This is a genomic window from Streptomyces sp. NPDC042336, from assembly GCF_055581985.1.
In genome coordinates this window covers 187888-209851 of sequence record NZ_JBVJEA010000001.1, presented here as the reverse complement: position 1 = coordinate 209851, position 21964 = coordinate 187888, and the positions used below count along the sequence as shown (strand labels likewise).

Genomic DNA, 21964 nt, shown 5'->3' with positions numbered 1-21964 from the left:
GGTCAGTTCCCGGTCGCCTCCTTCCAGGCGTCGATGTAGGAGGTGAGGTTCTCCTCGATGTCGTTCCAGTCGGGTTCGAATACCTCCACGCCGTCCATCAGCCTGGTCAGGGCGATGGCGTTGGCGTCCGTGGCCTTGACGTCCTGGCGGGCCGCGAAGCCGCCGCCGATCTCGCTGACCTGCCGCTGCGCCTTCTGGCCCAGGAGGTGGTCGAGGAGCTTCCTGCCGTTCTCGGTGTGCGGGGCGCCGGTGACCAGACCGGCCGCGTAGGGCAGGGCGAAGGTGGTGGGCTTGCCGCCCTCGCGGGCCGGGAACCAGATGCCGAGGTTCGGCATGGACTTGGACTGGGCGTGGTTCATCTGCACGTCCCCGTTGGCGACGAGCAGTTCTCCCTTGTCGACCTTGGGGGCGAGCTTGCCGGTGGAGGCGGACGGGCCGACGTTGTTGGCCTGAAGCTTCTTCAGGTACTCCATGGCGGGCTGCTCGCCTTCGAAGTCGTGCATGGCCTTGATGAGCACGGCGGTGCCGTCGCCGGCGACGCCGGGGGTGGAGTACTGGAGCTTGTTCTCGTACCTGCCGTCGAGCAGGTCCTCCCAGGTGGTGGGGGCCTGCTTCAGCTCCTTGGTGTTGTGGACGAAGCCGACGTAGTTGTTGACGACGGCGGTCCAGGTGCCCGTCGCGGACTTGTCGGCGCCGCCGACCCGGTCGGCGCCCTTCGGGGCGTACTCCTGGAGCAGGCCCTTGGTGTCGGCCTGCTGGATGAAGGGCGGGAGGGTGACGAGGACGTCGGCCTGCGGGTTGCGCTTCTCGCGGACGGCGCGCTGCACCATCTCGCCGGAACCGCCCTCGACGTACTCGACCTTGATGCCGGTCTCCTTCTCGAAGTCGGCGAAGACCCGGTCGTACCAGCCGTCGCCGTTCTCGCCCTTGAGGCCGTCGGCGCTGTAGACGGTGACGACGTTCTCGTCGGAGGCGGCGGAGGTGCCGGAGCAGGCGGTCAGCGGGACGGCGAGGGCGAGGACGGCGAGGGCGGCGAGCGGCCTGAGGGCGTTCTTGGGCATGGCGAGGCGAACTCCTTGCGGGTCGGGGCGGGGCTGGTTCAGCGGTAGGAGGCTGTGGTGCGGATCCGGGAGACGGCGAGCAGCACCAGCAGGGTGGCCGTCATGAGGACCACGGCGACGGCGGAGCCGGTGAACAGGGCGCCGCGGTCGGTGGCCGCGTAGACCAGGACGGGCAGCGGGGTCCAGTCGGGCGGATAGAGCATCATCGTGGCGCTCAGCTCGCCCATGGACAGGGCGAAGCAGAGTCCGGCGGCGGCGGTCAGGGACGGCAGCAGCAGGGGCAGCCTCACCCGCCACAGGACGTACGCCGGTGAGGCGCCGAGGGAGGCGGCGGCCTGCTCGTAGGCCGGGTCGAGGCGGGTGAGGGCGGCGGACACGGACTGGTGGGCGAAGGCGGTGACCAGCACGGTGTGGGCGATGATCACGATCCAGCGAGTGCCGTTGAGCAGCATCGGCGGCTGGGAGAAGGCGACGAGGGTGGCGAGGCCCACGACGACGGAGGGCACCGCGAGGGGCAGCACGAACAGGGCGTCGAGCACCTTGCGGTACCGCTGCTTCAGCGCCGCCGCGGCGAGGGCGGCCCAGGTGCCGGTCGCGAGGGCGAGCAGGCTGGCGGTGACGGCGGTGACCAGGCTGGTGGTGAGCGCCTGGAGGGCCTCGCCGCGGGTGGCGGCCTCGTAGTGGCCGGTGGTGAGGCCGGAGGGCAGGACGCTGGACCAGTGGGTGGCGAAGGAGGCGCCGAGGACCACGAGGAGCGGGAGGGCGAACAGGGGCAGGAAGAGGACGAGGAAGACCGTCCACACGGCCCACCTCGCTCGGCGGCTATGCACCAGCACGGCGGCTCACCACCCGGTAGAGGCCGTAGAGGCCCACGGAGATCAGGACGTTGACGACGGCGACCACGCAGGCGCCCGGGTAGTCGGACTCCAGGATCGCCTTGCCGTAGACGAGCGTCGGCAGGGTCGTGACGCCCTTGGCGCCGGTGAACAGGACGATGCCGAACTCGTTCAGGCACAGGACGAGGACCAGGCTGCCGCCGGCCGCGAGGGCGGGCAGTGCCTCGGGCAGGATGATCCGCCGGACGATGCGCGGCGCGCGGGCGCCCAGCGAACCGGCGGCCTCCAGTTGCCCGGTGTCGAGCTGCGAGAAGGCGGCGAGCAGGGGGCGCATCACGAAGGGCGTGAAGTACGTGATCTCCGCGAGGAGCACGCCCCAGGGCGTGGTGAGGAACCGGAACGGCCCCTGGGCCGCCCCGGTCACGTCGGTCCACGCCCCGTTGGCCATGCCGACCGTGCCGTAGACGAACAGCAGGGCGAGCGTGATCAGGAAGGACGGGAAGGACAGGAAGACGTCGATGAAGCGGGCCACCGCCTTCGCCCCGGGGAACGGCACGAAGGCGATGACCAGCGCGAGGACGAACCCGAGCACCAGGCAGCCCGCGGTGGCCGCCACCGCCAGCCAGACGGTGGTCCACAGCGCCTCGCGGAACGCCGACGACGCGAAGACGTCGGCGTACGGCTGGATCGAGGTGCCGCCGGTGTCCGGCTGGAAGGACTGCTGGACGACGAGGGCGAGGGGGTAGAGGAAGAAGAGGGCGAGCAGGGCCGCCGGGGGCAGTGCCCACACAAGCGCCCCGAAGGCGCGCGGGGCTGTGCCCGGTTTCCGGCCGCCGCCGGGCGGGCGCGACCGGCCGGCCGCGGCCCGCGGCTCACGGACGACATCAGCCATGGTCCACCCCCGCGGGCAGCAGCACCGCGTCCTCGGGCGAGAAATGCAGACTCACCGGCTCCCCGTGCACCGGCGGAGCCTTCAGCTCCCGCAGATCCGCCATCACCCGGTGTCCGCCCACGTCGACGAAGAGCCGGTGGGTGGCCCCCCGCCACTGGATCTCCCCCACCGTGCCGGTGAGCCGGTTGGGCCCGTCACCGAGCCCCACCAGATGCGGCCGTACGCACAAGGTCGCCGTCGCCCCGGGGGCGACACCCCCCGTGTCGACCTTGATCTCCACGTCCCCCAAGGACACTCCCCCGGTTCCGACGGTCACCGGCAGCAGGTTCGCGCCGCCCACGAAGGACGCGGTGAACGCGTCGGCCGGCGCCCGGTACAGCTCGCGCGGGGTGCCGCAGGCCTGGAGGCGGGCCTTGTCCATCACGGCGATCCGGTCGGCGAGGGTGAGCGCCTCGACCTGGTCGTGGGTGACGTAGAGGATCGACACGTCGGGCAGTTCGCGGTGCAGCCGGGCCAGTTCGGCGAGCATGCCGGAGCGCAGCTGGGCGTCGAGGGCGGACAGGGGTTCGTCGAGGAGGAGGACGCCCGGGCGGATGGCGAGTGCGCGGGCGATGGCGACGCGCTGCTGCTGGCCGCCGGACAGTTCGCGCGGGTGGCGGCGGGCGTAGGCGCCCATGCCGGTCATCTCCAGCGCCTCGGCCACGCGTGTGCGGATCTCGGCCTTGGCGACCTTGCGGGCCTTCAGTCCGAAGGCGACGTTGTCCGCCACCCGCATGTGCGGGAACAGGGCGTACTGCTGGACGACCATGCCGATGCCGCGCCGGTGCGGGGGCAGGCCGGTGACGTCGCGGTCGCCGAGGAACACCCGCCCGGAGGCGGGCCGTACGAACCCGGCGACCGCCCGCAGCGCGGTGGTCTTGCCGGATCCGGACGGCCCGAGCAGCGCCATGACCTCGCCCGGTCCGACGGTGAGGTCGAGGGCGTCCAGGACGACGTTGCCGTCGTAGGCGACGGTGACCGAGTCGAAGCGGATGCCGCTGCTGACGCCGCTGCTGGTGGTGCTCATCAGCCGGCTGCTCCCCGCAGGAGGGCAGGCAGGGAGGCGACGGAGTCCAGCACGTGGGTCGCGCCCGCCGCGCGGAAGGCGTCGTCGCCGTGGGCCCCGGTGCGCACCCCGGCGACCAGTCCGGCGCCGGCCCGGACACCGCTGAGCACGTCGTAGGACGTGTCGCCGACGACGGCGACCTGGCGGACGTCGTCGGCGGCCCCGGTGCGCAGGAACGCCTCCAGCACCATGTCCGGGTACGGCCGTCCGCGGCCGCCCGCGTCGGCGGGGCACAGGGTGAGCGGCACCAGGTCGCGCCAGCCGAGCGCGTCGAGGATGGCGTCCTGGGTGACGCGGGCGAAGCCGGTGGTGAGGACGACGGTGCGGCCGTCGGCGGCCAGTTCCCCGACGGCCTCGCGGGCGCCGGGGACGGGGGCGATCAGGCCGTCGTCGACGAGGGCGCCGTACGCCTTCTCGAAGGCGGTGTTGGCGCGCCGGGCGCGGTCCTCGTCGCCGAACAGGTGCCGGAAGACGGAGATCTTGGACTCGCCCATGGTGGCGCGGACGTAGTCGAGCTTCTCGGCGTGGTCCGGGGTGCCGGGCTCGACGCCGAGTTCGCGGGCGGCCGTGTCGAAGGCGCGCTCGACGAGGCCGCCGTCGGCGACGGTGGTGCCGGCCATGTCGAGGACGACGAGGCGGACGCGGGTGTCGGGGGAGGTCGTGGTCATCAGGGGTTCACCAGCCCAGTTCGTTCGCGGTGGTCTCGGCTATCGCGGGTGAGCAGGTCATGCCGCGCCCGCCGGGCCCGGTGACCAGCCAGACGCCTTCGCGCACCTGCTGCCGGTGCACGACACGGCTGGTGTCCGTGCACTGCGCGTACACCCCGGCCCAGCGGCGGCGGATCCTCGGCAGCGGGCGGCCGAGCAGGGACTCGACGACGCCGGTGAGGTGCTCGTAGGGGTCCTCGACGGTGTCGAAGGCGAAGGGGTGCTCGTACTCGTGGGTGTCGCCGATGGTCAGGCCGCCGTCGGCGCGCTGGACCATCAGCAGCTGCATCCGGTGCTCGGCCGCCGTGGCCGGCTGCGGCTGCCGGGCGTTCAGCTCGTCCAGGGCGGGCGAGCCGTACGCCGGGTAGTAGCGGAAGCTGTCGGCGTCGCCGACCGAGGTGGTGAGCGGTTCGCCGAGGGGGTCGGTCTGCATCATCTGGAGCCGCACCCGGCGCACCGGCAGGCCGGGGCCGGCCAGTTCGCGCACGAGGCCGCCGAGCCAGGCGCCGGTGGCGAGGACGACGACGTCGCCGGTGTGCACGTCGCCGTGGTCGTCGCGTACGGCTGCCTCGCCGACGACGTCGCGGACCTCGCGGCCGGGCAGGAAGGTGTAGCGCGGGGACTTCAGCAGTTCGGCGCGCAGGGCGAGCTGGGCGGTGCGTGGTTCCACGGCGGCGTCGCGCTCGCAGTACAGGGCGGCGTCGAACTCGCCGCGCAGGGCCGGGTTCAGGGCGCGGGCCTCATCGGGGGTGAGCAGCTTGTGGCCGCGGGCGGCGGCGTCCGGGCGGGCGACGGCCGCCTCGGCGACGGCGCGCTCCAGGTCGCCGCGGAGCGGGGTCAGGGAGCCGTTCGGGCGGAAGCCCAGCGCCGGGATCCGGCCGCCGATCTCCTCCCACAGCTCACGGGCCCGCAGCGCGGTCTCCAGCTCCTCGCCGCCCGCCCGGCCGCTGACCCAGATCTGGCCGAAATTGCGCAGTGAGGCGCCGCGGGCCTCGGTCTCGCGCTCGATCTGTACGACCTCGTGGCCGCGGTTCACTGCGTGCCACGCGTGCATGGTGCCCACCACGCCGGCTCCGACAACTGTCACTCTCACGACCGCCACGCTCCTTGGCATCGGGGAACCGGAGGGATCCGGCTGACAACGAGAGCGTGAACTGGGCATCACGTTTGGGCTAGACCCGTTATCTCTTCGTTACTTTCCCGGGTGGTCGATGTGGGCGTTTTCAGTCGTTTTTCAGCCGCTCAGGTGGGCCGTGAACGAGAACCGGTCGCCCCGGTAGAGCGTGCGCACCCGTTCCAGCGGGCGGCCTCCGGTGTCGCGGGAGACACGGTGGATGAGCAGCATCGGGAGGGCCGGCGGGGTGCCGATGAGCAGGGCCTCGCGCGGGGTGGCGAGCACGGTCTCGATGCGTTCGTCGGCGTCCCCGAAGGCGATGCCCTGGGCGGCGAGGTGGGCGTAGAAGGACGAGTCCGGGTCGAAGGCGGTGTCCAGGTCGGGGATGCGGGCCACGGCGACGTAGGTGCTCTCCAGGCCGACCCGCTCGTCGTCGGCGAGCAGCACGCGCTCCAGGTGCCAGACCGGCTCCCCGCGCGTGAGGCCGGTCTCGGCGGCGAGCGCGTCGGGGCAGGGGAAGCGGTCCAGGGTGACGAGCGCACGCCCGGGGGTGCGCCCCTGGCGCCGGACGCCCTCGGTGTAGCTGGCCAGGGACAGCGGCTGGGCCAGCTTGGGACCGGCGACCACGGTGCCGCGCCCCTGTCGGCGGAGCTTGCCCTCGAGCACGAGTTCGCGCAGGGCCTGCCGCACGGTCTCGCGGGCGACGCCGTAACGCTCGGACAGGTCCCGCTCGGTGGGGATGGCGCTGCCCTCCCCCAGCTCGCCGACGAGCCGGTCGATCCGCGCCTTGACGGCGTAGTACTTCGGCACCCGCCCGTGCTCGGGAATCCCGGAGCGGACGGGGGCACCCGGGGCCTGGTCGTTCGGATAGTCCACGCAGGGATGGTCGCAGACGCGGGCGACGGGACCGCCGGGACCCGGCCCTGCCGCAAATCGGCGGCGCCGTGGGGGCCCGGGAGCGGAACTCGGCGGGACCGGGTCCGGCATGGCCCGCCGGGGGCGGTGCCGTCGAGCCCTGGCGGGGACGGGCTGCCGAAATCGACGGTGCCGTCGGGGCCCCGGGGAGCGGGCCTCGTCGGCGCCGGGTCCGACGTGGCCCGCCGGGGGAAGGAGGGGCGGTGCCGTCGAGGCCCGGGAGAGCGGGGCTGTCCGCGGGGCGGCGGGGCAGCGCCGTCGCAGCCCGACGAAGGCGGCGCCGTCGCGGCCCCGGAGGGGGGACTGCCCGCCGCCCGACGGAGGCGGCGCCGTCGCGGCCCGGCGAGGGCCCGGAAGACGGGTGCCCACGCTCCGGCGGGGCAGCACCGTCGCAGCCCGGCGAAGGCCGGGAAGACGGGCTGTCCGGCCGCCCGACGAAGGCGGCGCCGTCGCGGCCCCGGAGGGGGGACTGCCCGCCGCCCGACGGAGGCGGCGCCGTCGCGGCCCGGCGAGGGCCGGGAGGACGGGACTGTCCGCACTCCGGCGGGGGCGGTGCCGTCGAGGCCCGGCAGAGGACGGGGCCGTGGGGCCCGCCGGAGACGGTGGGTGCTGTAGCTCGGTGCTCAGCCGCCGTCGCCCCGGCCGAACAGGGGGGCCAGCAGTAGTTGGGCGGCGCCCTCCGCGACCCCGCGCGTGCCGCCAGGCGCGAGCCGTACCGGTACGGCTCCGTCGTGACCGCCCTCGCGCCGGGCGCGGGCGTCGAGGACCGCGCCGACGCCGTGGACGAAGGCCTCGGGCGCGGCGGCGACGGTACGGCCGCCCAGCAGCACCAGGTCGATGTCCAGCAGCCCGGCGAGGTTCGCGGCGCCCGTGCCGAGCACTCTCGCCGCCTCCGCGAGGTCGCCGCGGGCGACGGCGGCGAGACACAGTGCCTCTATGCAGCCCCGGGCCCCGCAGGTGCAGGGCGGCCCGTCGAGCTGGACGACCTGGTGCCCGAACTCCCCGGCGCCGGTCCGGGCACCCCGGTGCACACCGCCGCCGAAGACTAGCCCCGCGCCGAGTCCGGTACCAAGATGCAGGTAGGCGAAGGAGCCACCGCCGCCGCCCGTCCGACCCGCCTCCTCCCCCGCGCCGCCGACCGCCAGGCCGAGCGCCGCCGCGTTGGTGTCCTTGTCGACGACGACCGGCACGCCCAGCCGCCGCTCCAGCGCGTCCCGCAGCGGGTAGCCGTCCCACTCCGGGAAGCCCGTGACCCGGTGCAGCACCCCGCGGACGTGGTCCAGCGGCCCCGGAAGCGCGACGCCGAGTCCGAGGAGGGTGGGAGCGTCGGCGAGCACACGCCCCGACGGCCGCGCGTCCTCCCCTGCGGCGTGCCCCGGCCCCTCCGGGGCACGCTCTCCCGGTACCGGCGGCTCCAGCCCCGGCGCCGCGGAAGTCCGCGAACCACCCCCGGCGGGCGAACCACCCCGGGTGGGCGAGCCGTTCCCGGTGGGCGAACCACCCCCGGCGGGCGAACCGTTCCCGGTGGGCGAACCACACCCGACGGGCGAACCACCCCCGGTGGGCGAACCACACCCGACGGGCGAACCACCCCCGGTGGGCGAACCGCCCCCGGTGGGCGAGCCGAGACCGTCCACGGCAGCCGCCCGTGCGCCGCCCGCCGCAGCCGCCCCCGGGCCGCCCCGGCCGGGCCGCCTCACGCCCTCCTCGGCGGCCGGCGTCAGCCCCTTCTCGACGGGACCCCGCGGGCCACCCGTGCCGGGCACCCGCAGACCATCCGCGTCAGGCGCCCCCAGACCATCCGCCCCGGACACCCGCAGGCCCTCCGCGTCAGGCACTCCCAGTCCCTCCGCCGTGAGTTCCTCAGCCGCCCGGGCCACCTCCTCCAGTACGGTCTCCGCCCCCGCGCCCAGGTCCAGCGGGGCGCGCCGCTCCGCCACCACGGTGCCGTCGAGGTCGACGAGGACCGCGCGCAGCTCGTCGCGGTCCAGGTGGACGCCGAGGGCGTGGCCCGCGCCCGGCACCAGGCGCAGTACCGTGCGCGGCTTGCCGCCGGTGGACGCGCGGCGTCCGGCCTCGGCGGCCAGGCCCTCGCCCCGGAGCCTGGCGGTGATCTTGCTGACCGCCTGCGGGGTGAGCCCGGTGCGCTCGGCGAGTTCGAGCCGGCTGATGCCCTCGCCGCCGGCGGTGCGGAGCAGGTCGAGCACCAAGGCGGTGTTGTGGCTGCGCAGGGCGAGCAGGTTGGCGCCGCCCGCCGCGCCCCGCATACCGCCGCCGGTCCCCGCGCCCCCGCCGTTGCTCCTGTTCACACCCCCATTGTCCCCGGCGCTTGCACTTTGGCAACACCGTTGCGAAAGTAGGACGCATGACTGGTACTCCTCCCGGCAATCCCCTGCGCGTCGGCCTCGTCGGCTACGGCCTCGCGGGCTCCGTCTTCCATGCCCCGCTGATCGCCGCCACCGAGGGCCTGACCCTGGACACGGTCGTCACCTCGAACCCGGAGCGGCAGCGGCAGGCCCGCGCCGAGTTCCCGGACGTACGCACCGTCGCGGGCCCGGACGAGCTGTTCGACCGGGCCGGCGAGCTGGACCTGGTCGTCGTCGCGTCCCCGAACAAGACGCACGTACCGCTCGCGACGCGGGCCCTGGAGGCCGGTCTGCCGGTCGTGGTGGACAAGCCGGTGGCGGGCACGGCGGCCGAGGCGCGTGCGCTGGCGGCACTGGCCGAGGAGCGCGGCCTACTGCTCTCCGTCTTCCAGAACCGCCGCTGGGACAACGACTTCCTCACCCTGCGCAAGCTGCTCGCCGAGGACGCGCTGGGCGAGGTGTGGCGCTTCGAGTCCCGCTTCGAGCGCTGGCGGCCCAAGCCGAAGGGCGGCTGGCGCGAGTCCGGCGACCCGGCGGAGATCGGCGGCCTCCTGTACGACCTCGGCAGCCACGTCGTCGACCAGGCCCTCGTCCTGTTCGGCCCGGCCACGCAGGTGTACGCCGAGTCCGTGGTCCGGCGGGCGGGCGCGGAGGCGGACGACGACACGTTCCTCGCGCTCACGCACGCGAACGGCGTCCGCTCCCACCTCTACGTCTCCTCCACCGCCGCCCAGCTCGGCCCCCGTTTCCGGGTGCTCGGCTCGCAGGCGGGCTACGTCAAGCACGGCCTCGACCCGCAGGAGGCGGCGCTGCGCGAGGGCAAGCGGCCGGGCCCCGGCTGGGGCGAGGAGGACGAGTCGCTGTGGGGCCGCGTCGGTGCCGGGGACTCCCCGCTGACCGGCGGCGGGCAGGTGACGGCGACGGTCGCGGGCGACTACCCCGCGTACTACGCCGCCGTGACGAGGGCCCTGCGCGAGGGCGGCCCGAACCCGGTGGACGCGCTGGAGGCGGCCGCCGCCCTGGACGTCCTGGAGGCGGCCCGCCGGTCCGCCCGCGACGGAGTGGTGGTGTCCCTGTGAGCACCGCACCGACGGCACCCACCGTGGCGGAGCTGGAGGAGCAGGAGCGCCGCCTGGTCTTCCGCCGGTTCACCAACGACGACGCGTGGGCGCTGGGCTCCCTGCTCGTCGAGCTGGCCAGGGAGCGCGAGGCCCCGGTCGCCATCGACATCCACCGCGCCGGACAGCAGCTGTTCCACGCCGCGCTGCCCGGCTCGACCGCCGACAACGACGCCTGGATCGCCCGCAAGCGCCGGGTCGTGGGGCGGTACGGCTCGGCGTCGTACCTGGTCGGCTCGCGTTTCCGGGCCAAGGGCACGACCTTCGAGGAGTCCTCGCGGCTCGACCCCGGCACGTACGCGGCGCACGGCGGCTCCTTCCCCCTCACGGTCGACGGTGTCGGCGTCGTCGGCGCGGTGACGGTCTCCGGGCTGCCGCAGGTGGAGGACCACCGGCTGGTCGTCGAGGCGCTGGAGCGGTTCCTGGGCGAGTGACCCGACCGGCCCCGGGCGCGTGGTCGGGGAATCCCCGGTGGGTACCCGTGGTTGGTCAGGCAGACCCGCAGGATGATCACGGTGCCCACCGGAGGGATCGCAAGCGATGAACGAGGCGACGGCTTCCCTGAAGGAATCGGTCGGACGGTACGGCGTCTGGAGTGCACAGCTGCGCTCCGAGGACCCAAAGGGCGCGGCGGAACGCGCCGAGACCGCCGCCGAACTGGAGCGGCTCGGCTACGGCGCCCTGTGGCTCGGCGGCAACAGCGCCGCCCGGCACGCCGCCCCGCTGATCGGAGCGTCCTCGCGGATCGTGGTCGGCACCAGCATCCAGAGCATCTGGGAGCACAAGGCGTCCGAGGCGGCGGCGAGCTTCGCCGAGCTGGAGGTGTCCCACCCGGGCCGCTTCGTGCTCGGCCTCGGTGTGAGCCACGGCCCGCGCGTGGAGGGGTACCGCCGTCCGTACTCGACGATGGTCGGCTACCTGGACGAGCTGGACCGGGCCGGGATGCCCTCCGGCCACCGGGTGCTGGCCGCGCTCGGCCCGAAGATGCTGGACCTGTCCCGGGACCGGGCGGCGGGTGCCATCCCGTACCTGGTCACGCCCGAGCACACCGCGCAGGCTCGCGAGCGGCTCGGCGAGGGCGCGCTGCTGGCCCCGGAGTTCAAGGTCGTCCTCGACTCCGACCCGTCCCGCGCCCGTGCGACGGCCCGCGCCTATCTGGCCATGTACCTGAAGCTGCCGAACTACACGAAGAACTTCCTCAGCCTCGGCTTCACCGACGCCGACGTCAGCGGCGGCGGCAGCGACCGCCTCATCGACGCCGTCTTCGCCTGGGGCGACGAGGCCACGATCCGCGCCCGCATCGACGCCTTCCACGACGCGGGCGCCGATCACGTCGCCCTCCAGCTGGTGGAGGACGACATGACCCGCCTCCCGAGGGAGGGCTGGCGCACGCTCGCTTCACTGCTGACGTGAGAGAACGCGCCCCGAAGGGGCGCGGGGCCGTGACATGAGCGGCTCCGCCGCGTGGGCGCGACCAGCCGCAGTCAGCCCGCGGCCGACAACGAACCGCACTCCCCGGCGCCCCTCCCCCGCCCCAGCGGAGCGACTACGCGTTCTTCAGCTCCTGCCGCTGCCGCCCCAGTCCCTCGACCTCCAGCTCGACCACGTCCCCGGCCCGCAGGTACGGCTTCGGCTCGGGCCGCCCCATCGCCACCCCCGCCGGCGTCCCGGTGTTGATGACATCACCGGGACGCAGCACCATGAAGTGGCTGACGTACCGCACGACCTCCCCCACCGGGAAGATCTGCTCCGCGGTGGTCCCGTCCTGCTTCAGCTCGCCGTTCACCCACAGCCGCAGTGACAGCCGCTGCGGGTCGGGCACCTCGTCGGCGGTGACCAGCCACGGGCCCAGCGGGTTGAACGTCTCGCAGTTCTTGCCCTTGTCCCAGGTCCCGCCGCGCTCGATCTGGAACTCCCGCTCGGACACGTCGTGCGCGACCGCGTACCCCGCGACACAGGCGAGCCCCTCCTCCGCCGACTCCAGATAGCGCGCGGTGCGCCCGACGACGACCGCCAGCTCCACCTCCCAGTCGGTCTTGGTGGAACCGCGCGGCACGAGCACCGTGTCGTGCGGCCCGACCACCGTGTCCGGCGCCTTGAAGAAGACGACCGGCTCGGCGGGCGGCTCGGCCCCGGTCTCGCGGGCGTGGTCGTGGTAGTTCAGCCCGATGCACACGATCTTGCCGATGCGTCCCACCGGCGGTCCGACGCGCAGGCCGGTGCCGTCCAGGGCGGCCAGCTCACCGGCCGCGGCGGCCGACCGTATCCGGTCGAGCGCGCCCTGGTCGGCGAGCAGGTCGCCGTCGATGTCCGTCACGACGCCCGACAGGTCTCGCAGGGTTCCGTCGGCGTCGAGCAGCGCGGGCCGCTCCGACCCCGCCGTACCGACTCGCAACAGCTTCATGATCCCCAACTCCTCGATCGCGGGCAGCCCGCCCGACGATGCGCGACCTGGGTGCGGCAGCGACGCGACAGCCATCGGAGGACTGGTCGATCCTCCAAGGCCGGGTTCCACTCCGCAATACCCCGTTCACGTACTGGACCGTAGCCAGGCGCCCGGCCGGCCCGCGCTCAGCGGTAGAGCACGGCCCGCTCGACCGCGCTCCACGTCGTGCTGGTGACGACGTACAGCGCGGCGGCCAGCGGCACCACGGCCACGGTGACGAGGGTGAAGAAGGACATGAACGGCATGACCCTGGTGATCGCGCCGACGCCCGGCACGGCCTCCGCGTCACCGGCGGGCAGCACCGGCCGGTCGGCCGTCGTCCGCCTGGTGAGCCGGTAGCTGAAGGTGGCGACCCCGGCGACGACCGCGAACAGCGCCACGTACACGAGCCCGGCTCCGCCGGTGAGCCCGCCGTCCCCGAACGCGTCGGCCCACCGTCCGCCGAGCGGGGCGGCCAGGAGCCGGTGGGAGAGGAGTGCGTTGGCCTCGCCGCCGATCGTCGAACTGGAGAAGAGGTGGTAGAGCAGGAAGAACGCGGGGATCTGGCACAGGCTGGGCAGGCAGCCCGACAGCGGGGACACCTTCTCCTCGGCGTGCAGTTCGAGCACGGCCCGCTGGAGTTTCTCGGGGTTCTTCGCGTGCTTCAGGCGCAGTTCGGCGATCCGCGGCTGGAGTCGGGTGCGCGCCTTCTGCCCGCGGGCGGCGGCCCGGGAGAGCGGGTGGACCAGGAGCCGTACGAGGGCGGTGAACAGGACGATGGCGGCGGCCGCGGCCGAGGCGCCGAACAGGGGCTGGAGCAGGTCGGCGAGGTGCTCGACCAGGCTGGCGAAAACGGACATGGGTGGGTGAGCCCTCCGGGGGTCTCGTCGTGCCGGTGACGGTGGCGCCGGTGAGGCCGGCGCAGGGCGGCATGACGACACGGCCCGCGCGGGGATGTGCCCTGGTGGAAGGGGTGCCCTACGCGGCGGTCGCCGGGAGGGCGTGTCCGGGCGCTCGGGGCCGGCGGCGGCCGGGCGCGTCGGGATCGCGTTGGGGCAGGAAGGCCGTACGCAGGTCCCGGTCCCTGATGGCCGTACGCACCCGTGTGGGGGGCACGGCGGGCGCGCAGCGTGCGGCGATGACGGCGCACACGGCGAGCGCGGAACCGACCGCGGCGGTCGCGGCGAGCGCGACGGTGGCGGAGAGGCTGCCGACGTCGACGAGCGCGACGGGCAGGAGGACCAGCAGCAGGAGGAGGGGGCGGAGCACCGGGGCGACGGCACGGCGGTCCCGGTTCGTCGGCGGCATCGGCAACTCCTCTCTCCCGCGCGCGTGTTTGTCCCAGTTATACAGGACGGCGTTGTGCGGGAGACGGCTCGGTCTCGATCGGCTGGAGCAGCCGACGGGGGCCGAGGAGCGCCCGGCTGACCGGGTCCGCGGGGTCGGGGTCGAGCCCCGGGCCGGGCCGCACCTCGATGTCGGGGACGGCGACGAGGGCCCCGCAGGTGGGGCAGGCACCGTAGGGGCTGAGTTCGGTGCCGCAGTCGGCGTGCCAGTAGGTGCGCATCGGCTCGCCGCCGAGCTGGTCGCGCCCCCAGATGCCGAGTGCCCGCAGGGCGGGCCACAGGGCGGTGCCGCGGTCGGTGACGACGTACTCGTCCCGGGGCGGCGACTCCTGGTACCTCCGCTTCTCCAGGATCCCCTCGGCGGTGAGCGCCTGGAGGCGGTTGGCCAGGACGGCGCGCGGGATGCCGAGGTGGACGAGGAAGTCGTTGTACCGCCGGACGCCGTAGAGCGCGTCGCGGATCACCAGCAGCGTCCAGCGCTCGCCGACGACCTCCAGCGCGCGGGCGATCGAGCACTCCTGCGTCGCGTAGTCCTTGCCCAGTGCCATGCCTCCACTGTAGCCACTTTCCGCCATCAGGTTCAGTCATCGAACCGACGGTGCTAGGTTGGTCCGCCTGATGTCAGTTCATTGACCGAACCCGCACGGTGGACCCACCCTCCGTCGAGCCAACGAGAGCGGACCGCGACTCATGACCGACACCGGCACGGACTCCCCCACCACCCCGGCACCCGCGGCGGCCGCGCCGCCCGCGGAACGGGCCTCGCCGCCCCCGCACCCCGGCCGCACCCTCGCGCTGACCAGCGCCGCGACCGCCGTGGCCCTGATGGCGTTCGCCGCGCCGAGCGTCACGCTCCCCCAGACCGCCGCCGACCTGCACACCCCGCTGTCCGCCCAGGCCTGGCTGCTGAACGGCACCCCGCTCGGGCTGGCCGCCCTGCTCCTGGTGGCCGGCAGCCTGGCCGACGACTACGGGCGCCGCCGGCTCTTCGTCTCCGGCACGCTGACCCTCGGCGTCACCACCGTCCTCGGTGCCTTCGCGTCGACGACCTGGCTGTTCACGCTGGCCCGCATCGCGCAGGGCGCGGCGAGCGCGGCGCTGCTGGCCAGCAGCCTCGGCCTGCTCGTCCACGCCTTCCCGACCCCGGCCGGACGGCTGCGCGCGACCGGCGTGTGGGGCGCCTTCGTCAGCGGCGGGATAGCCGTGGGCCCCGTCCTCGTCGGGGCGATTCCCGACTGGCGGGTGGCGCACGGCATCCTCGGCGCCGCCGCGCTGGTGGTGGCGGGACTCGGCGCGCGGGCCCTGTCGGAGTCGCGCTCACCGCGGCCCGGCCGGCCGGACCTCGCCGGGGCGCTGACGTTCGGACCGGCGCTGGTCGCGCTCGTGGCGGCGCTGACGCTGGGCCGGGACGGGTGGCTGCGGGCGCCGGTGGGCCTGTTGCTGGCGGCCGCCGTACTCCTCGGCGCCCTGTTCGTCGTACGGGAGCGCCGCGCGTCCGCCCCGATGATCGACCTGTCGCTGCTGCGCCGCCCGCTCTTCCTGGCGTCCTCCGCGGGCGGGCTGTTCACGGGCCTGTCGGTGATCGGCCTCTTCAGCTTCCTGCCCACGGTGCTGCAGCGGGCGCTCGGCCTGTCCCCGATGGACACGGCGCTGCTCTCCCTGCTCTGGGCCGGTCTCGCCTTCGCGGTCGCCCTCCAGGCCCGCCGCATCGCCCACCGCGTCTCCGCACGCCACCAGTTGACCGTCGGTTTCGCCCTGCACGCGGTCGGCGTCCTGACCATGCTCGGCGCGGTCGGCGCGGGCTCCTGGGCCCGGCTGCTGCCCGGCCTGGCACTGGCGGGCGTCGGCAGCGGCCTGCTGAACGCCGCGCTGCCGCTGCTCGCGGTGGAGTCGGTACCGGCGGCCCGCGCGGCGATGGGCTCGGGCGCCCAGCAGACGTTCCGCTACATCGGTTCGTGCGCCGGGGTCGCCCTGACGGTCGCGATCGCTACCTCGGCGGGGACCCCGGGGGCGGGCACGGACGTGGCGCTGTGGGTGTCGGCGGGACTGGCCGTGGTGGCGGCGGTGCTGGTGGGAACGCTGCGGGAACGGCGCTGAGCGGTCCGGTCCCGCCCCGGCCCGCATCGGCACCGCTGCCCGGCCTCCGGCCGGGCAGTCGCCCCCCGGGGAGGCTGACCCTCGTCACCTCACGGCAGTACGGTGTCCCCCATGCGCCCCGACACGCCCGCCGAAAACGTCGACCACGCCGCCGAGGCGGCCCGCCTGGAACGGACCGCCGGCCTCTACCCGGAGGACGCCGAGGCCCTGCTCCTGCGCGCCGCGGCCCACCTGGAGCTGTCCGGCGACCGCCCGGCCGCGACCGGGCTCTACGACCGACTGCTGTCCTCCGAGACGTCCGCGCCCCTGGACAACCCCTCCCTGGTCCGCGCCCTGAAGGCGTCGAACCTCTGGGAGTACGACCACGAGGCGGAGGCCAGGGCGATCATCGACGGAGTGCGCGCGGCGTCGCCGCGGGACCCGGCTCCCTGGGTGATCGTGGCCGAGGCCCTGGAGTCCCACGACGAACTGGAGGCGGCGCACGAGACGTTCACGGAGGGCGCCCGCCTGCTCCTGACGGACGTGCCGGAGCCCCCGTACCCCACGCATCCCCTCCTCTACGGCCGCCACCGCGTCCGCAGGATGCTGGGCCTGGACCACGACGAGTGGGACACCCTGGCCGACACCCTGCACTCGATGCCGGTCTCCCTGGACGAGCTGCACGACCCGAAGCGCGTCTGGTCCCTGGGCTCGGACGACCCGGCGGACCTGGAGGCGGAGATCTCCCGCCTGCGCGCCGAGTTGGGCGCCTACCGTGAGGCCCTGTCCCGCCCTTTCCCGGTCGCCATGCTCCACTGGCCGGCCGGCGAACTGGGGGAACTGGTCGAGGCGTACCCTCCGCTCGCCGCCGAGTACCCCTCCTACGAGGAGCACCTGGCGTCGATAGAGGCGGCCCTGCGCGAACTGGCCTCGTCGGGCACCGCGAACCTGGGCGTGGTCCCGGGCACGGTCCCCTCCTACGAGGCCTTCGCCGCGTCGGAGGGCGCGTCCCCGGCCGACCCGACCCTGCTCCCGCAGTACGCGACGACCCTGGCGGCCCGGGGCCTCGCGGTGGCCTGGCCGCCGCAGCGCGGGGCGGCGTGCTGGTGCGGGTCGGGGCGGACGTACGGGGAGTGCCACGGGCAGGACGTCGCCGGGAACCGATGAGATCGGGCGCCCCCGGGCGTCTACCGGTGCGAGAGCCTGGCGCGGCACGCGACGCGTCAGTGGAGTCGATCCGATCCCACCCGAGGAGACACGACGACATGAGCACCGAGCAGACGCCCACCGCGGCGGAGAACGGCTTCTCCTACACCCTGACCCGAACCCTCGACGCCCCCGCGTCCGAGGTCTGGCGGGCCTGGACCACCCCTGACCAGTACGCCCGGTGGGCCTACGCCGTCCCCGGCTCCGTGGAGATGGACGTCCGCCCCGGCGGCACCTGGAAGGCCACGATGCGTACGCCGGAGGGGGCGGAGTTCCCGTTGACCGGCTCCTACATCGAGGTCGCCGAGCACCGGGCCCTGACCATCGGCATGGACGTCCCGGGCCGCCCGGACCCCGCGACGATGACCGTCGAACTCACGGAACAGGGCCCCCGCAACACCGTGATCACCCTCCGCCAGACCTGCGCCACGACGGAGGAACGGGACGGCGCGGAGCAGGGGAGCACGATGCTGCTGGACAGCTTGACGGGGTTCCTGGCGGGCGGGGCGAAGGCCTGACCCTCCCTCCCCGGCCGCGCCCGCACGGCTGCGGCGGTCGCGTTCAGACCCGGCGAGCCCGCCAGAGCCATGCCGAGGTACCGGCGATGACGGCGAGCGCCACCAGGTTGGCCACGAGGGCCGGGGTGTCGCCCGCCGGGGCGACGGTGGTCTCCCGCCAGACGATCCCGGCGACCGTCGGCGCGACGAGGCTCAGCAGCACGCCGACGGCCTTCCGGACCGGGGCCCAGTGCACCGAGGTGCACAGCAGCACCCCGCCGGCGATGCGGATCAGACCGCTGCACAGCGCCAGACCGGGCACGTCGGGGAGGAACGTCGTGACGAGGTACGGAAGGGTCAGCATCAGCAGCGGCACCAGCGGGTGCACCTTGCCACGCCGCACGGGCGGGACCGCCCCACCGGTCCCCGACTCGGCCAGCGCCGTCGCCGCGATCGTACGGGGGTCCCCCAGCTCCGCCAGGATCTCGCCGGGCGCCGCGTCGGGCCGTTCGGCGCGCGTCACGTCGATGTGCTCGGCGAGGTCGGCGAGGAGCTCCTGACGCCGGTCGGCGGGGAGTGCGGCGGCCTCGCGCTCGACGGCGCGGAGGTAGTCGCGCACGAGGTCGGCGGGGGACGTGGGGGTCTTCATACGGGGTCTCCGGCGGAGGGGTGCGGGGTGGTCAGGAACGCGTCGACGGCATCGCGGAAGCCGGGCCAGACGTGCGTGAACTCGTCCAGCGCGGCCCGCCCGCCGGCGGTGAGCGCGTAGTAGCGACGGGGCGGGCCGGAGGCGGACTCCTGCCAGGTGGTGGTGACCAGATCCTCCCGGCGAAGCCGGGAAAGCAACGGATAGACCGTCCCCTGACTGGTGGCCAGCGCCCCGGACTCCTCCAGAGCGTGCAGGAGTTCCACGCCGTAACGGGGACGGTCCCGCATCAGGGCGAGCACGCAGTACTCCAGCACACCCTTGCGCAGCTGAGCGGCTGCGCGGGCCCGCTTGGTCGGTTCGCCGGGTTCCATGCATAGCAAGATACCAGGCGGGGCAAGGGTGCCGTTCACCGCCGGACGGGGAATGTCAGTGACGCCTGGTACAACTGCCTCCACGTCAACACGGTGGTGAAGGGGGACGGGGTGCAGCAGGCGGGAAGTCCGGAGCAGCCGGTCGCGGGGGTGTACGAACAGCTGGTCACAGACCGCGTGCGCGGTGAACTGGAGCGGCTTGAGGCCGCAGGCTGGAAGGCCATCCACGCAGAGGTCGGTGCAGAATCGTCATCCCACGTGCTGGCCCGGCACATCGGTGACATGGTGGCCCGCCACCTCAGCCAACTCCGGCCCGAACACCGAGTTCCCTTTGCCAACCGCATCCTTGAGTCCCTGGCAGCAGGGGTCGGTGAACAAGGCGGTTCTGAGCCCGTCAGCGCCATCGTCGAGGGCCCCAGGCAGTTGCTGGCTCTGGCGGAGCAGGAGGCGCCGGGTGCCTATGCGATCCGTCCGCTCACGCCTCTCTCCGAGACGTCGCTTCTCACCAACTCCCCCGAGGACCTCAACCTGGGCTCGGAGTTGCGAGCCGAGTTGGCCACCGCGGATCGGATCGACCTGCTCTGTGCCTTCGTGAAGTGGTACGGCATCCGTGTGCTGGAGGACTCACTCCTCGCGGCCAAGGAGCGGGGCGTCCCGATCCGGATCATCACCACGACCTACATGGGCGCCACGGACCGGCGTGCGCTCGACCGGCTCGTGCGCGAATTCGGCGCCACCGTGAAGGTGAGTTACGAGACCCGCTCGACCCGGCTGCACGCCAAGGCGTGGCTGTTCCGGCGCGGGACCGGGTTCGACACGGCGTACGTCGGGAGTTCGAACCTCTCCCGTGCGGCGCTGCTCGACGGCCTGGAGTGGAACGTACGACTGTCGTCGGTGGCCACACCGGCGGTGATGGACAAGTTCGAGGCCACCTTCGATGCGTACTGGAACGACGTGGCGTTCGAGACCTACGTCCCGGATCGGGATGGCCAGCGCCTCGACGATGCGCTGGCCCAGGCGGGTGGGACGGCGTCGACCACCGAGCTCAAGATCAACCTCTCCGGCCTTGAGGTGCGTCCCTTCCCGCACCAGCGGGACATGCTGGAGCGCCTGAGCGCCGAACGCGAGATTCGCGGACGGCACCGCAATCTGCTGGTCGCCGCGACCGGCACCGGGAAAACCGTGATGGCCGCCCTCGACTACCGCGATCTGGAGAAGCACACGACTTCCGGTCGACCGCGGCTGCTCTTCGTGGCGCATCGCAAGGAGATCCTCAAGCAGTCTTTGCGTACGTATCGCGAAGTGCTGGCCGACGCCTCGTTCGGCGAGTTGCTGTACGGCGGGGCCGATCCACAGGATTGGACCCATGTCTTCGCCAGCGTCCAGTCACTCAACGTCCAAAGGCTGGAGCAGCTGGCTCCAGACCACTTCGACGTCATCGTCATCGACGAGTTCCACCACGCCACGGCCAGTACGTACCGCCGGGTGATCGAACACTTCACGCCGAAGGAGCTGCTGGGACTCACCGCAACCCCGGAGCGGATGGACGGGCTCAATGTCCAGGACGAATTCTTCGACGGCCGCATCGCCGCCGAGATGAGGCTTTGGGAAGCCCTGGAGAACGACCTGCTGTCTCCCTTCCACTACTTCGGCATCCCCGACGGAACCGACCTCACGAACCTCACCTGGCAGAAGGGTTCGTACACCGATCAGGAGCTCGGCAACCTCCTGACGGGCAACGACGCGCGAGCGCGCATCATCGTCAAGCAGGTCCGGGACAAGATCTCCGACCCCGGCTCCATGCGTGCACTCGGCTTCTGCGTCACCAAGGCGCACGCCCATTTCATGGCCGACTACTTCCGCAAGGCCGGACTCCAGGCTGCAGACCTCGACAGCGACTCGTCATCCGAGGTACGCGCTCAAGCGCTGCAGGACCTCCAGGACGGCAAGCTCCAGGTCATCTTCTCGGTGGACTTGTTCAACGAGGGGCTCGACATCCCGGACGTCGACACGTTGCTGTTGCTGCGGCCCACCAACAGCGCCACGGTATTCCTCCAGCAGCTGGGGCGGGGACTACGGCGTACCGACAAGAAGCCGGTGCTCACGGTCCTGGACTTCATCGGACAGCACCGCGCGGAGTTCCGCTTCGAGGAACAGTTCCGGGCCATGACCAATCTGTCACGCAATCGGCTGGTCGAGCACATCGAGCGCGGCTTTCCGCAGTTGCCGTCCGGCTGCCAGATCATCCTGGAGGGCAAGGCCAAAAAACTGGTCCTCGACAACATCAGGACGCAATTGGCCGCCACGGTGAAGACCCTGGTGAAGGAGGTCAAGGAGTACAGCACCCCCCTCCTCGCCGACTACCTCCGGGAGAGCCGCCGAGAGATCAAGGAGCTGTACAAGAACGGCAACTCCTGGACCCTCGTGCTGCGGCGTGCCGGCCTGATCGCCGAACCGGCTCCCCCGGGCGAGGAGACCCTGCTCAAGCGGGTCCACGCCTTCCTCCACGTGGACGACCCGGAGCGCGCGCAGGCGTACCTGGACCTTCTGGCCGAGGACGCCCCTCCGTACGAGGAACTCGACCAGACCGGCCAGGCCTACGCCCGCATGCTGTTCTTCAACCTGTGGGACAACGCGGGCGGTTTCACCAGCTACACGGAAGGCCTTGCGGCGCTACGTCCGCAGCATGCACTGAGGGAGGAACTCCGGCAGGTGCTGTCGTACGTCATGGACCGAGCCGACCATGTCCCGATCCCGCTGTCCGATGGCCTCGGCACCGTGCCGCTGAAGGTCCACAGCTCGTACAACCGGTCGGAGATACTGGCCGCCCTCGGCATAGCCCGGTTCGGTGGACAGATGCCGAGATCCTTTGCCCAGGGCGTGCAGTGGGCGGAAGATTTCCAGACAGACGCATTGCTGATCACGCTTGAGAAGGACGAGAAGGACTTCTCACCCACCGTCCGGTACAAGGACTACGCGATCAGCCCGAACCTCTTCCACTGGGAGTCCCAGAACGCGACTTCCCCCGACTCCGCCACGGGCAAGCGCTACCAGCAGCACGCCGATCGCGGCTCCCACGTCCTGCTGTTCATGCGCCGGTACGCGACCACGGACACGGGAAAGTCTCAGCCGTGGATGCTCCTGGGCCCGGCAACCTACGTGGAGCACACCGGCAGCAAGCCGATGGCGATCACCTGGCACCTCGACCACGCACTCCCGGCCGACGTGTGGACCTACTCGGCAGCGATCCAGGCGAGCTGATCCACGCACCTCGGCCGTC

21 protein-coding genes and 1 pseudogene are annotated in these 21964 nt (G+C 73.0%); 7 read left to right on the top strand and 15 right to left on the bottom strand.

From position 1 onward, the window contains the following. Window positions 1–2 precede the first annotated feature (2 nt). The 9 genes and pseudogenes from ACZ6IM_RS00960 to ACZ6IM_RS00920 form a co-directional block, all read right to left on the bottom strand. Window positions 3–1061: a 2-aminoethylphosphonate ABC transporter substrate-binding protein gene (locus ACZ6IM_RS00960; RefSeq protein ID WP_052841637.1), complete on the bottom strand. Its 1059-nt coding sequence runs from the start codon at window positions 1059–1061 to the stop codon at window positions 3–5. Between the two features lie 38 nt (window positions 1062–1099). After that, window positions 1100–1897: an ABC transporter permease gene (locus ACZ6IM_RS00955; RefSeq protein WP_469553575.1), complete on the bottom strand. Its 798-nt coding sequence runs from the start codon at window positions 1895–1897 to the stop codon at window positions 1100–1102. After that, window positions 1884–2789 (bottom strand): 2-aminoethylphosphonate ABC transporter permease subunit, encoded by a 906-nt coding sequence (locus ACZ6IM_RS00950; protein WP_469553573.1) that lies wholly within the window; start codon window positions 2787–2789, stop codon window positions 1884–1886. Before ACZ6IM_RS00950 ends, ACZ6IM_RS00955 begins: the two co-directional genes overlap by 14 nt. Beyond that, window positions 2782–3855, bottom strand: a complete 1074-nt coding sequence (locus ACZ6IM_RS00945) for an ABC transporter ATP-binding protein (RefSeq protein ID WP_469553572.1) — start codon at window positions 3853–3855, stop codon at window positions 2782–2784. The genes ACZ6IM_RS00950 and ACZ6IM_RS00945 overlap by 8 nt, the downstream gene beginning before the upstream one ends. Beyond that, window positions 3855–4562, bottom strand: coding sequence for a phosphonatase-like hydrolase (locus tag ACZ6IM_RS00940; RefSeq protein ID WP_052841641.1), 708 nt, complete (start codon window positions 4560–4562; stop codon window positions 3855–3857). The genes ACZ6IM_RS00945 and ACZ6IM_RS00940 overlap by 1 nt, the downstream gene beginning before the upstream one ends. A gap of 7 nt (window positions 4563–4569) precedes the next feature. Continuing rightward, on the bottom strand, window positions 4570–5715 hold the full coding sequence (locus tag ACZ6IM_RS00935) for a TIGR03364 family FAD-dependent oxidoreductase (protein WP_469553570.1): 1146 nt from the start codon (window positions 5713–5715) through the stop codon (window positions 4570–4572). A 120-nt stretch (window positions 5716–5835) separates the two neighbouring features. Then, the gene (locus ACZ6IM_RS00930) at window positions 5836–6591 is read right to left on the bottom strand and encodes a GntR family transcriptional regulator (protein ID WP_052841642.1); all 756 of its coding nucleotides are present in this window, start codon (window positions 6589–6591) and stop codon (window positions 5836–5838) included. A 662-nt stretch (window positions 6592–7253) separates the two neighbouring features. Next, a complete protein-coding gene (locus ACZ6IM_RS00925; protein WP_469554235.1) occupies window positions 7254–8396 on the bottom strand; it encodes an ROK family protein in 1143 nt (380 codons plus the stop codon). An 80-nt stretch (window positions 8397–8476) separates the two neighbouring features. Next, a pseudogene (locus ACZ6IM_RS00920) lies at window positions 8477–8897 on the bottom strand (winged helix-turn-helix transcriptional regulator); the annotation flags it as partial. A 98-nt stretch (window positions 8898–8995) separates the two neighbouring features. Here ACZ6IM_RS00920 and ACZ6IM_RS00915 point away from each other — a divergent pair. From ACZ6IM_RS00915 to ACZ6IM_RS00905, 3 genes are all read left to right on the top strand, one after another. Next, entirely contained in the window at window positions 8996–10075 is a 1080-nt protein-coding gene (locus ACZ6IM_RS00915) for a Gfo/Idh/MocA family oxidoreductase (RefSeq protein ID WP_469553568.1), read from the top strand. Continuing rightward, window positions 10072–10548, top strand: coding sequence for a heme-degrading domain-containing protein (locus tag ACZ6IM_RS00910; protein ID WP_052841644.1), 477 nt, complete (start codon window positions 10072–10074; stop codon window positions 10546–10548). The genes ACZ6IM_RS00915 and ACZ6IM_RS00910 overlap by 4 nt, the downstream gene beginning before the upstream one ends. 106 nt (window positions 10549–10654) lie before the next feature. Next, entirely contained in the window at window positions 10655–11527 is an 873-nt protein-coding gene (locus ACZ6IM_RS00905) for an LLM class F420-dependent oxidoreductase (protein WP_052841645.1), read from the top strand. 133 nt (window positions 11528–11660) lie between these two features. On the opposite strand, the gene ACZ6IM_RS00900 is transcribed toward ACZ6IM_RS00905, so the two are convergent. The 4 genes from ACZ6IM_RS00900 to ACZ6IM_RS00885 form a co-directional block, all read right to left on the bottom strand. Continuing rightward, window positions 11661–12518 carry a fumarylacetoacetate hydrolase family protein gene (locus ACZ6IM_RS00900; RefSeq protein WP_469553566.1) on the bottom strand — a complete coding sequence of 286 codons (858 nt, stop codon included), beginning with the start codon at window positions 12516–12518 and terminating at the stop codon, window positions 11661–11663. Window positions 12519–12685: 167 nt separating this feature from the next. Continuing rightward, on the bottom strand, window positions 12686–13399 hold the full coding sequence (locus ACZ6IM_RS00895) for a YidC/Oxa1 family membrane protein insertase (RefSeq protein WP_052841647.1): 714 nt from the start codon (window positions 13397–13399) through the stop codon (window positions 12686–12688). Between the two features lie 118 nt (window positions 13400–13517). Continuing rightward, on the bottom strand, window positions 13518–13847 hold the full coding sequence (locus tag ACZ6IM_RS00890) for a DUF6412 domain-containing protein (RefSeq protein WP_052841648.1): 330 nt from the start codon (window positions 13845–13847) through the stop codon (window positions 13518–13520). Between the two features lie 37 nt (window positions 13848–13884). Further along, entirely contained in the window at window positions 13885–14433 is a 549-nt protein-coding gene (locus ACZ6IM_RS00885) for a winged helix-turn-helix transcriptional regulator (RefSeq protein WP_469553563.1), read from the bottom strand. Between the two features lie 142 nt (window positions 14434–14575). Between ACZ6IM_RS00885 and ACZ6IM_RS00880 the strand changes: the two genes are divergently transcribed. The 3 genes from ACZ6IM_RS00880 to ACZ6IM_RS00870 all read left to right on the top strand — a co-directional run bounded on the left by ACZ6IM_RS00880 (window position 14576) and on the right by ACZ6IM_RS00870 (window position 17685). Continuing rightward, window positions 14576–15982, top strand: coding sequence for an MFS transporter (locus ACZ6IM_RS00880; protein ID WP_469553562.1), 1407 nt, complete (start codon window positions 14576–14578; stop codon window positions 15980–15982). A 111-nt stretch (window positions 15983–16093) separates the two neighbouring features. Then, the gene (locus tag ACZ6IM_RS00875) at window positions 16094–17128 is read left to right on the top strand and encodes an SEC-C metal-binding domain-containing protein (protein ID WP_052841651.1); all 1035 of its coding nucleotides are present in this window, start codon (window positions 16094–16096) and stop codon (window positions 17126–17128) included. A gap of 98 nt (window positions 17129–17226) precedes the next feature. Then, complete coding sequence (locus ACZ6IM_RS00870; RefSeq protein ID WP_469553560.1) at window positions 17227–17685, top strand: SRPBCC family protein; 459 nt, start codon at window positions 17227–17229, stop codon at window positions 17683–17685. Between the two features lie 43 nt (window positions 17686–17728). On the opposite strand, the gene ACZ6IM_RS00865 is transcribed toward ACZ6IM_RS00870, so the two are convergent. Together ACZ6IM_RS00865 and ACZ6IM_RS00860 are read right to left on the bottom strand one after the other, a co-directional pair. After that, window positions 17729–18313 carry an HAAS signaling domain-containing protein gene (locus ACZ6IM_RS00865; protein ID WP_052841653.1) on the bottom strand — a complete coding sequence of 195 codons (585 nt, stop codon included), beginning with the start codon at window positions 18311–18313 and terminating at the stop codon, window positions 17729–17731. Then, window positions 18310–18684: a PadR family transcriptional regulator gene (locus tag ACZ6IM_RS00860; protein ID WP_052841654.1), complete on the bottom strand. Its 375-nt coding sequence runs from the start codon at window positions 18682–18684 to the stop codon at window positions 18310–18312. Before ACZ6IM_RS00860 ends, ACZ6IM_RS00865 begins: the two co-directional genes overlap by 4 nt. A 111-nt stretch (window positions 18685–18795) precedes the next feature. Between ACZ6IM_RS00860 and ACZ6IM_RS00855 the strand changes: the two genes are divergently transcribed. Further along, window positions 18796–21945 (top strand): DEAD/DEAH box helicase, encoded by a 3150-nt coding sequence (locus ACZ6IM_RS00855; protein ID WP_469553557.1) that lies wholly within the window; start codon window positions 18796–18798, stop codon window positions 21943–21945. Window positions 21946–21964: the final 19 nt, after the last annotated feature.

Excerpts from the sequence above, each read along its gene's own strand:
- ACZ6IM_RS00960 (WP_052841637.1), bottom strand. The coding sequence starts at position 1,061 with ATGCCCAAGAACGCCCTCAGGCCGCTCGCCGCCCTCGCCGTCCTCGCC.
- ACZ6IM_RS00950 (WP_469553573.1), bottom strand. The coding sequence starts at position 2,789 with ATGGCTGATGTCGTCCGTGAGCCGCGGGCCGCGGCCGGCCGGTCGCGC.
- ACZ6IM_RS00945 (WP_469553572.1), bottom strand. The coding sequence starts at position 3,855 with ATGAGCACCACCAGCAGCGGCGTCAGCAGCGGCATCCGCTTCGACTCG.
- ACZ6IM_RS00940 (WP_052841641.1), bottom strand. The coding sequence starts at position 4,562 with ATGACCACGACCTCCCCCGACACCCGCGTCCGCCTCGTCGTCCTCGAC.
- ACZ6IM_RS00935 (WP_469553570.1), bottom strand. The coding sequence starts at position 5,715 with ATGCCAAGGAGCGTGGCGGTCGTGAGAGTGACAGTTGTCGGAGCCGGC.
- ACZ6IM_RS00915 (WP_469553568.1), top strand. The coding sequence starts at position 8,996 with ATGACTGGTACTCCTCCCGGCAATCCCCTGCGCGTCGGCCTCGTCGGC.
- ACZ6IM_RS00905 (WP_052841645.1), top strand. The coding sequence starts at position 10,655 with ATGAACGAGGCGACGGCTTCCCTGAAGGAATCGGTCGGACGGTACGGC.
- ACZ6IM_RS00900 (WP_469553566.1), bottom strand. The coding sequence starts at position 12,518 with ATGAAGCTGTTGCGAGTCGGTACGGCGGGGTCGGAGCGGCCCGCGCTG.
- ACZ6IM_RS00895 (WP_052841647.1), bottom strand. The coding sequence starts at position 13,399 with ATGTCCGTTTTCGCCAGCCTGGTCGAGCACCTCGCCGACCTGCTCCAG.
- ACZ6IM_RS00890 (WP_052841648.1), bottom strand. The coding sequence starts at position 13,847 with ATGCCGCCGACGAACCGGGACCGCCGTGCCGTCGCCCCGGTGCTCCGC.
- ACZ6IM_RS00885 (WP_469553563.1), bottom strand. The coding sequence starts at position 14,433 with ATGGCACTGGGCAAGGACTACGCGACGCAGGAGTGCTCGATCGCCCGC.
- ACZ6IM_RS00880 (WP_469553562.1), top strand. The coding sequence starts at position 14,576 with ATGACCGACACCGGCACGGACTCCCCCACCACCCCGGCACCCGCGGCG.
- ACZ6IM_RS00875 (WP_052841651.1), top strand. The coding sequence starts at position 16,094 with ATGCGCCCCGACACGCCCGCCGAAAACGTCGACCACGCCGCCGAGGCG.
- ACZ6IM_RS00870 (WP_469553560.1), top strand. The coding sequence starts at position 17,227 with ATGAGCACCGAGCAGACGCCCACCGCGGCGGAGAACGGCTTCTCCTAC.
- ACZ6IM_RS00865 (WP_052841653.1), bottom strand. The coding sequence starts at position 18,313 with ATGAAGACCCCCACGTCCCCCGCCGACCTCGTGCGCGACTACCTCCGC.
- ACZ6IM_RS00860 (WP_052841654.1), bottom strand. The coding sequence starts at position 18,684 with ATGGAACCCGGCGAACCGACCAAGCGGGCCCGCGCAGCCGCTCAGCTG.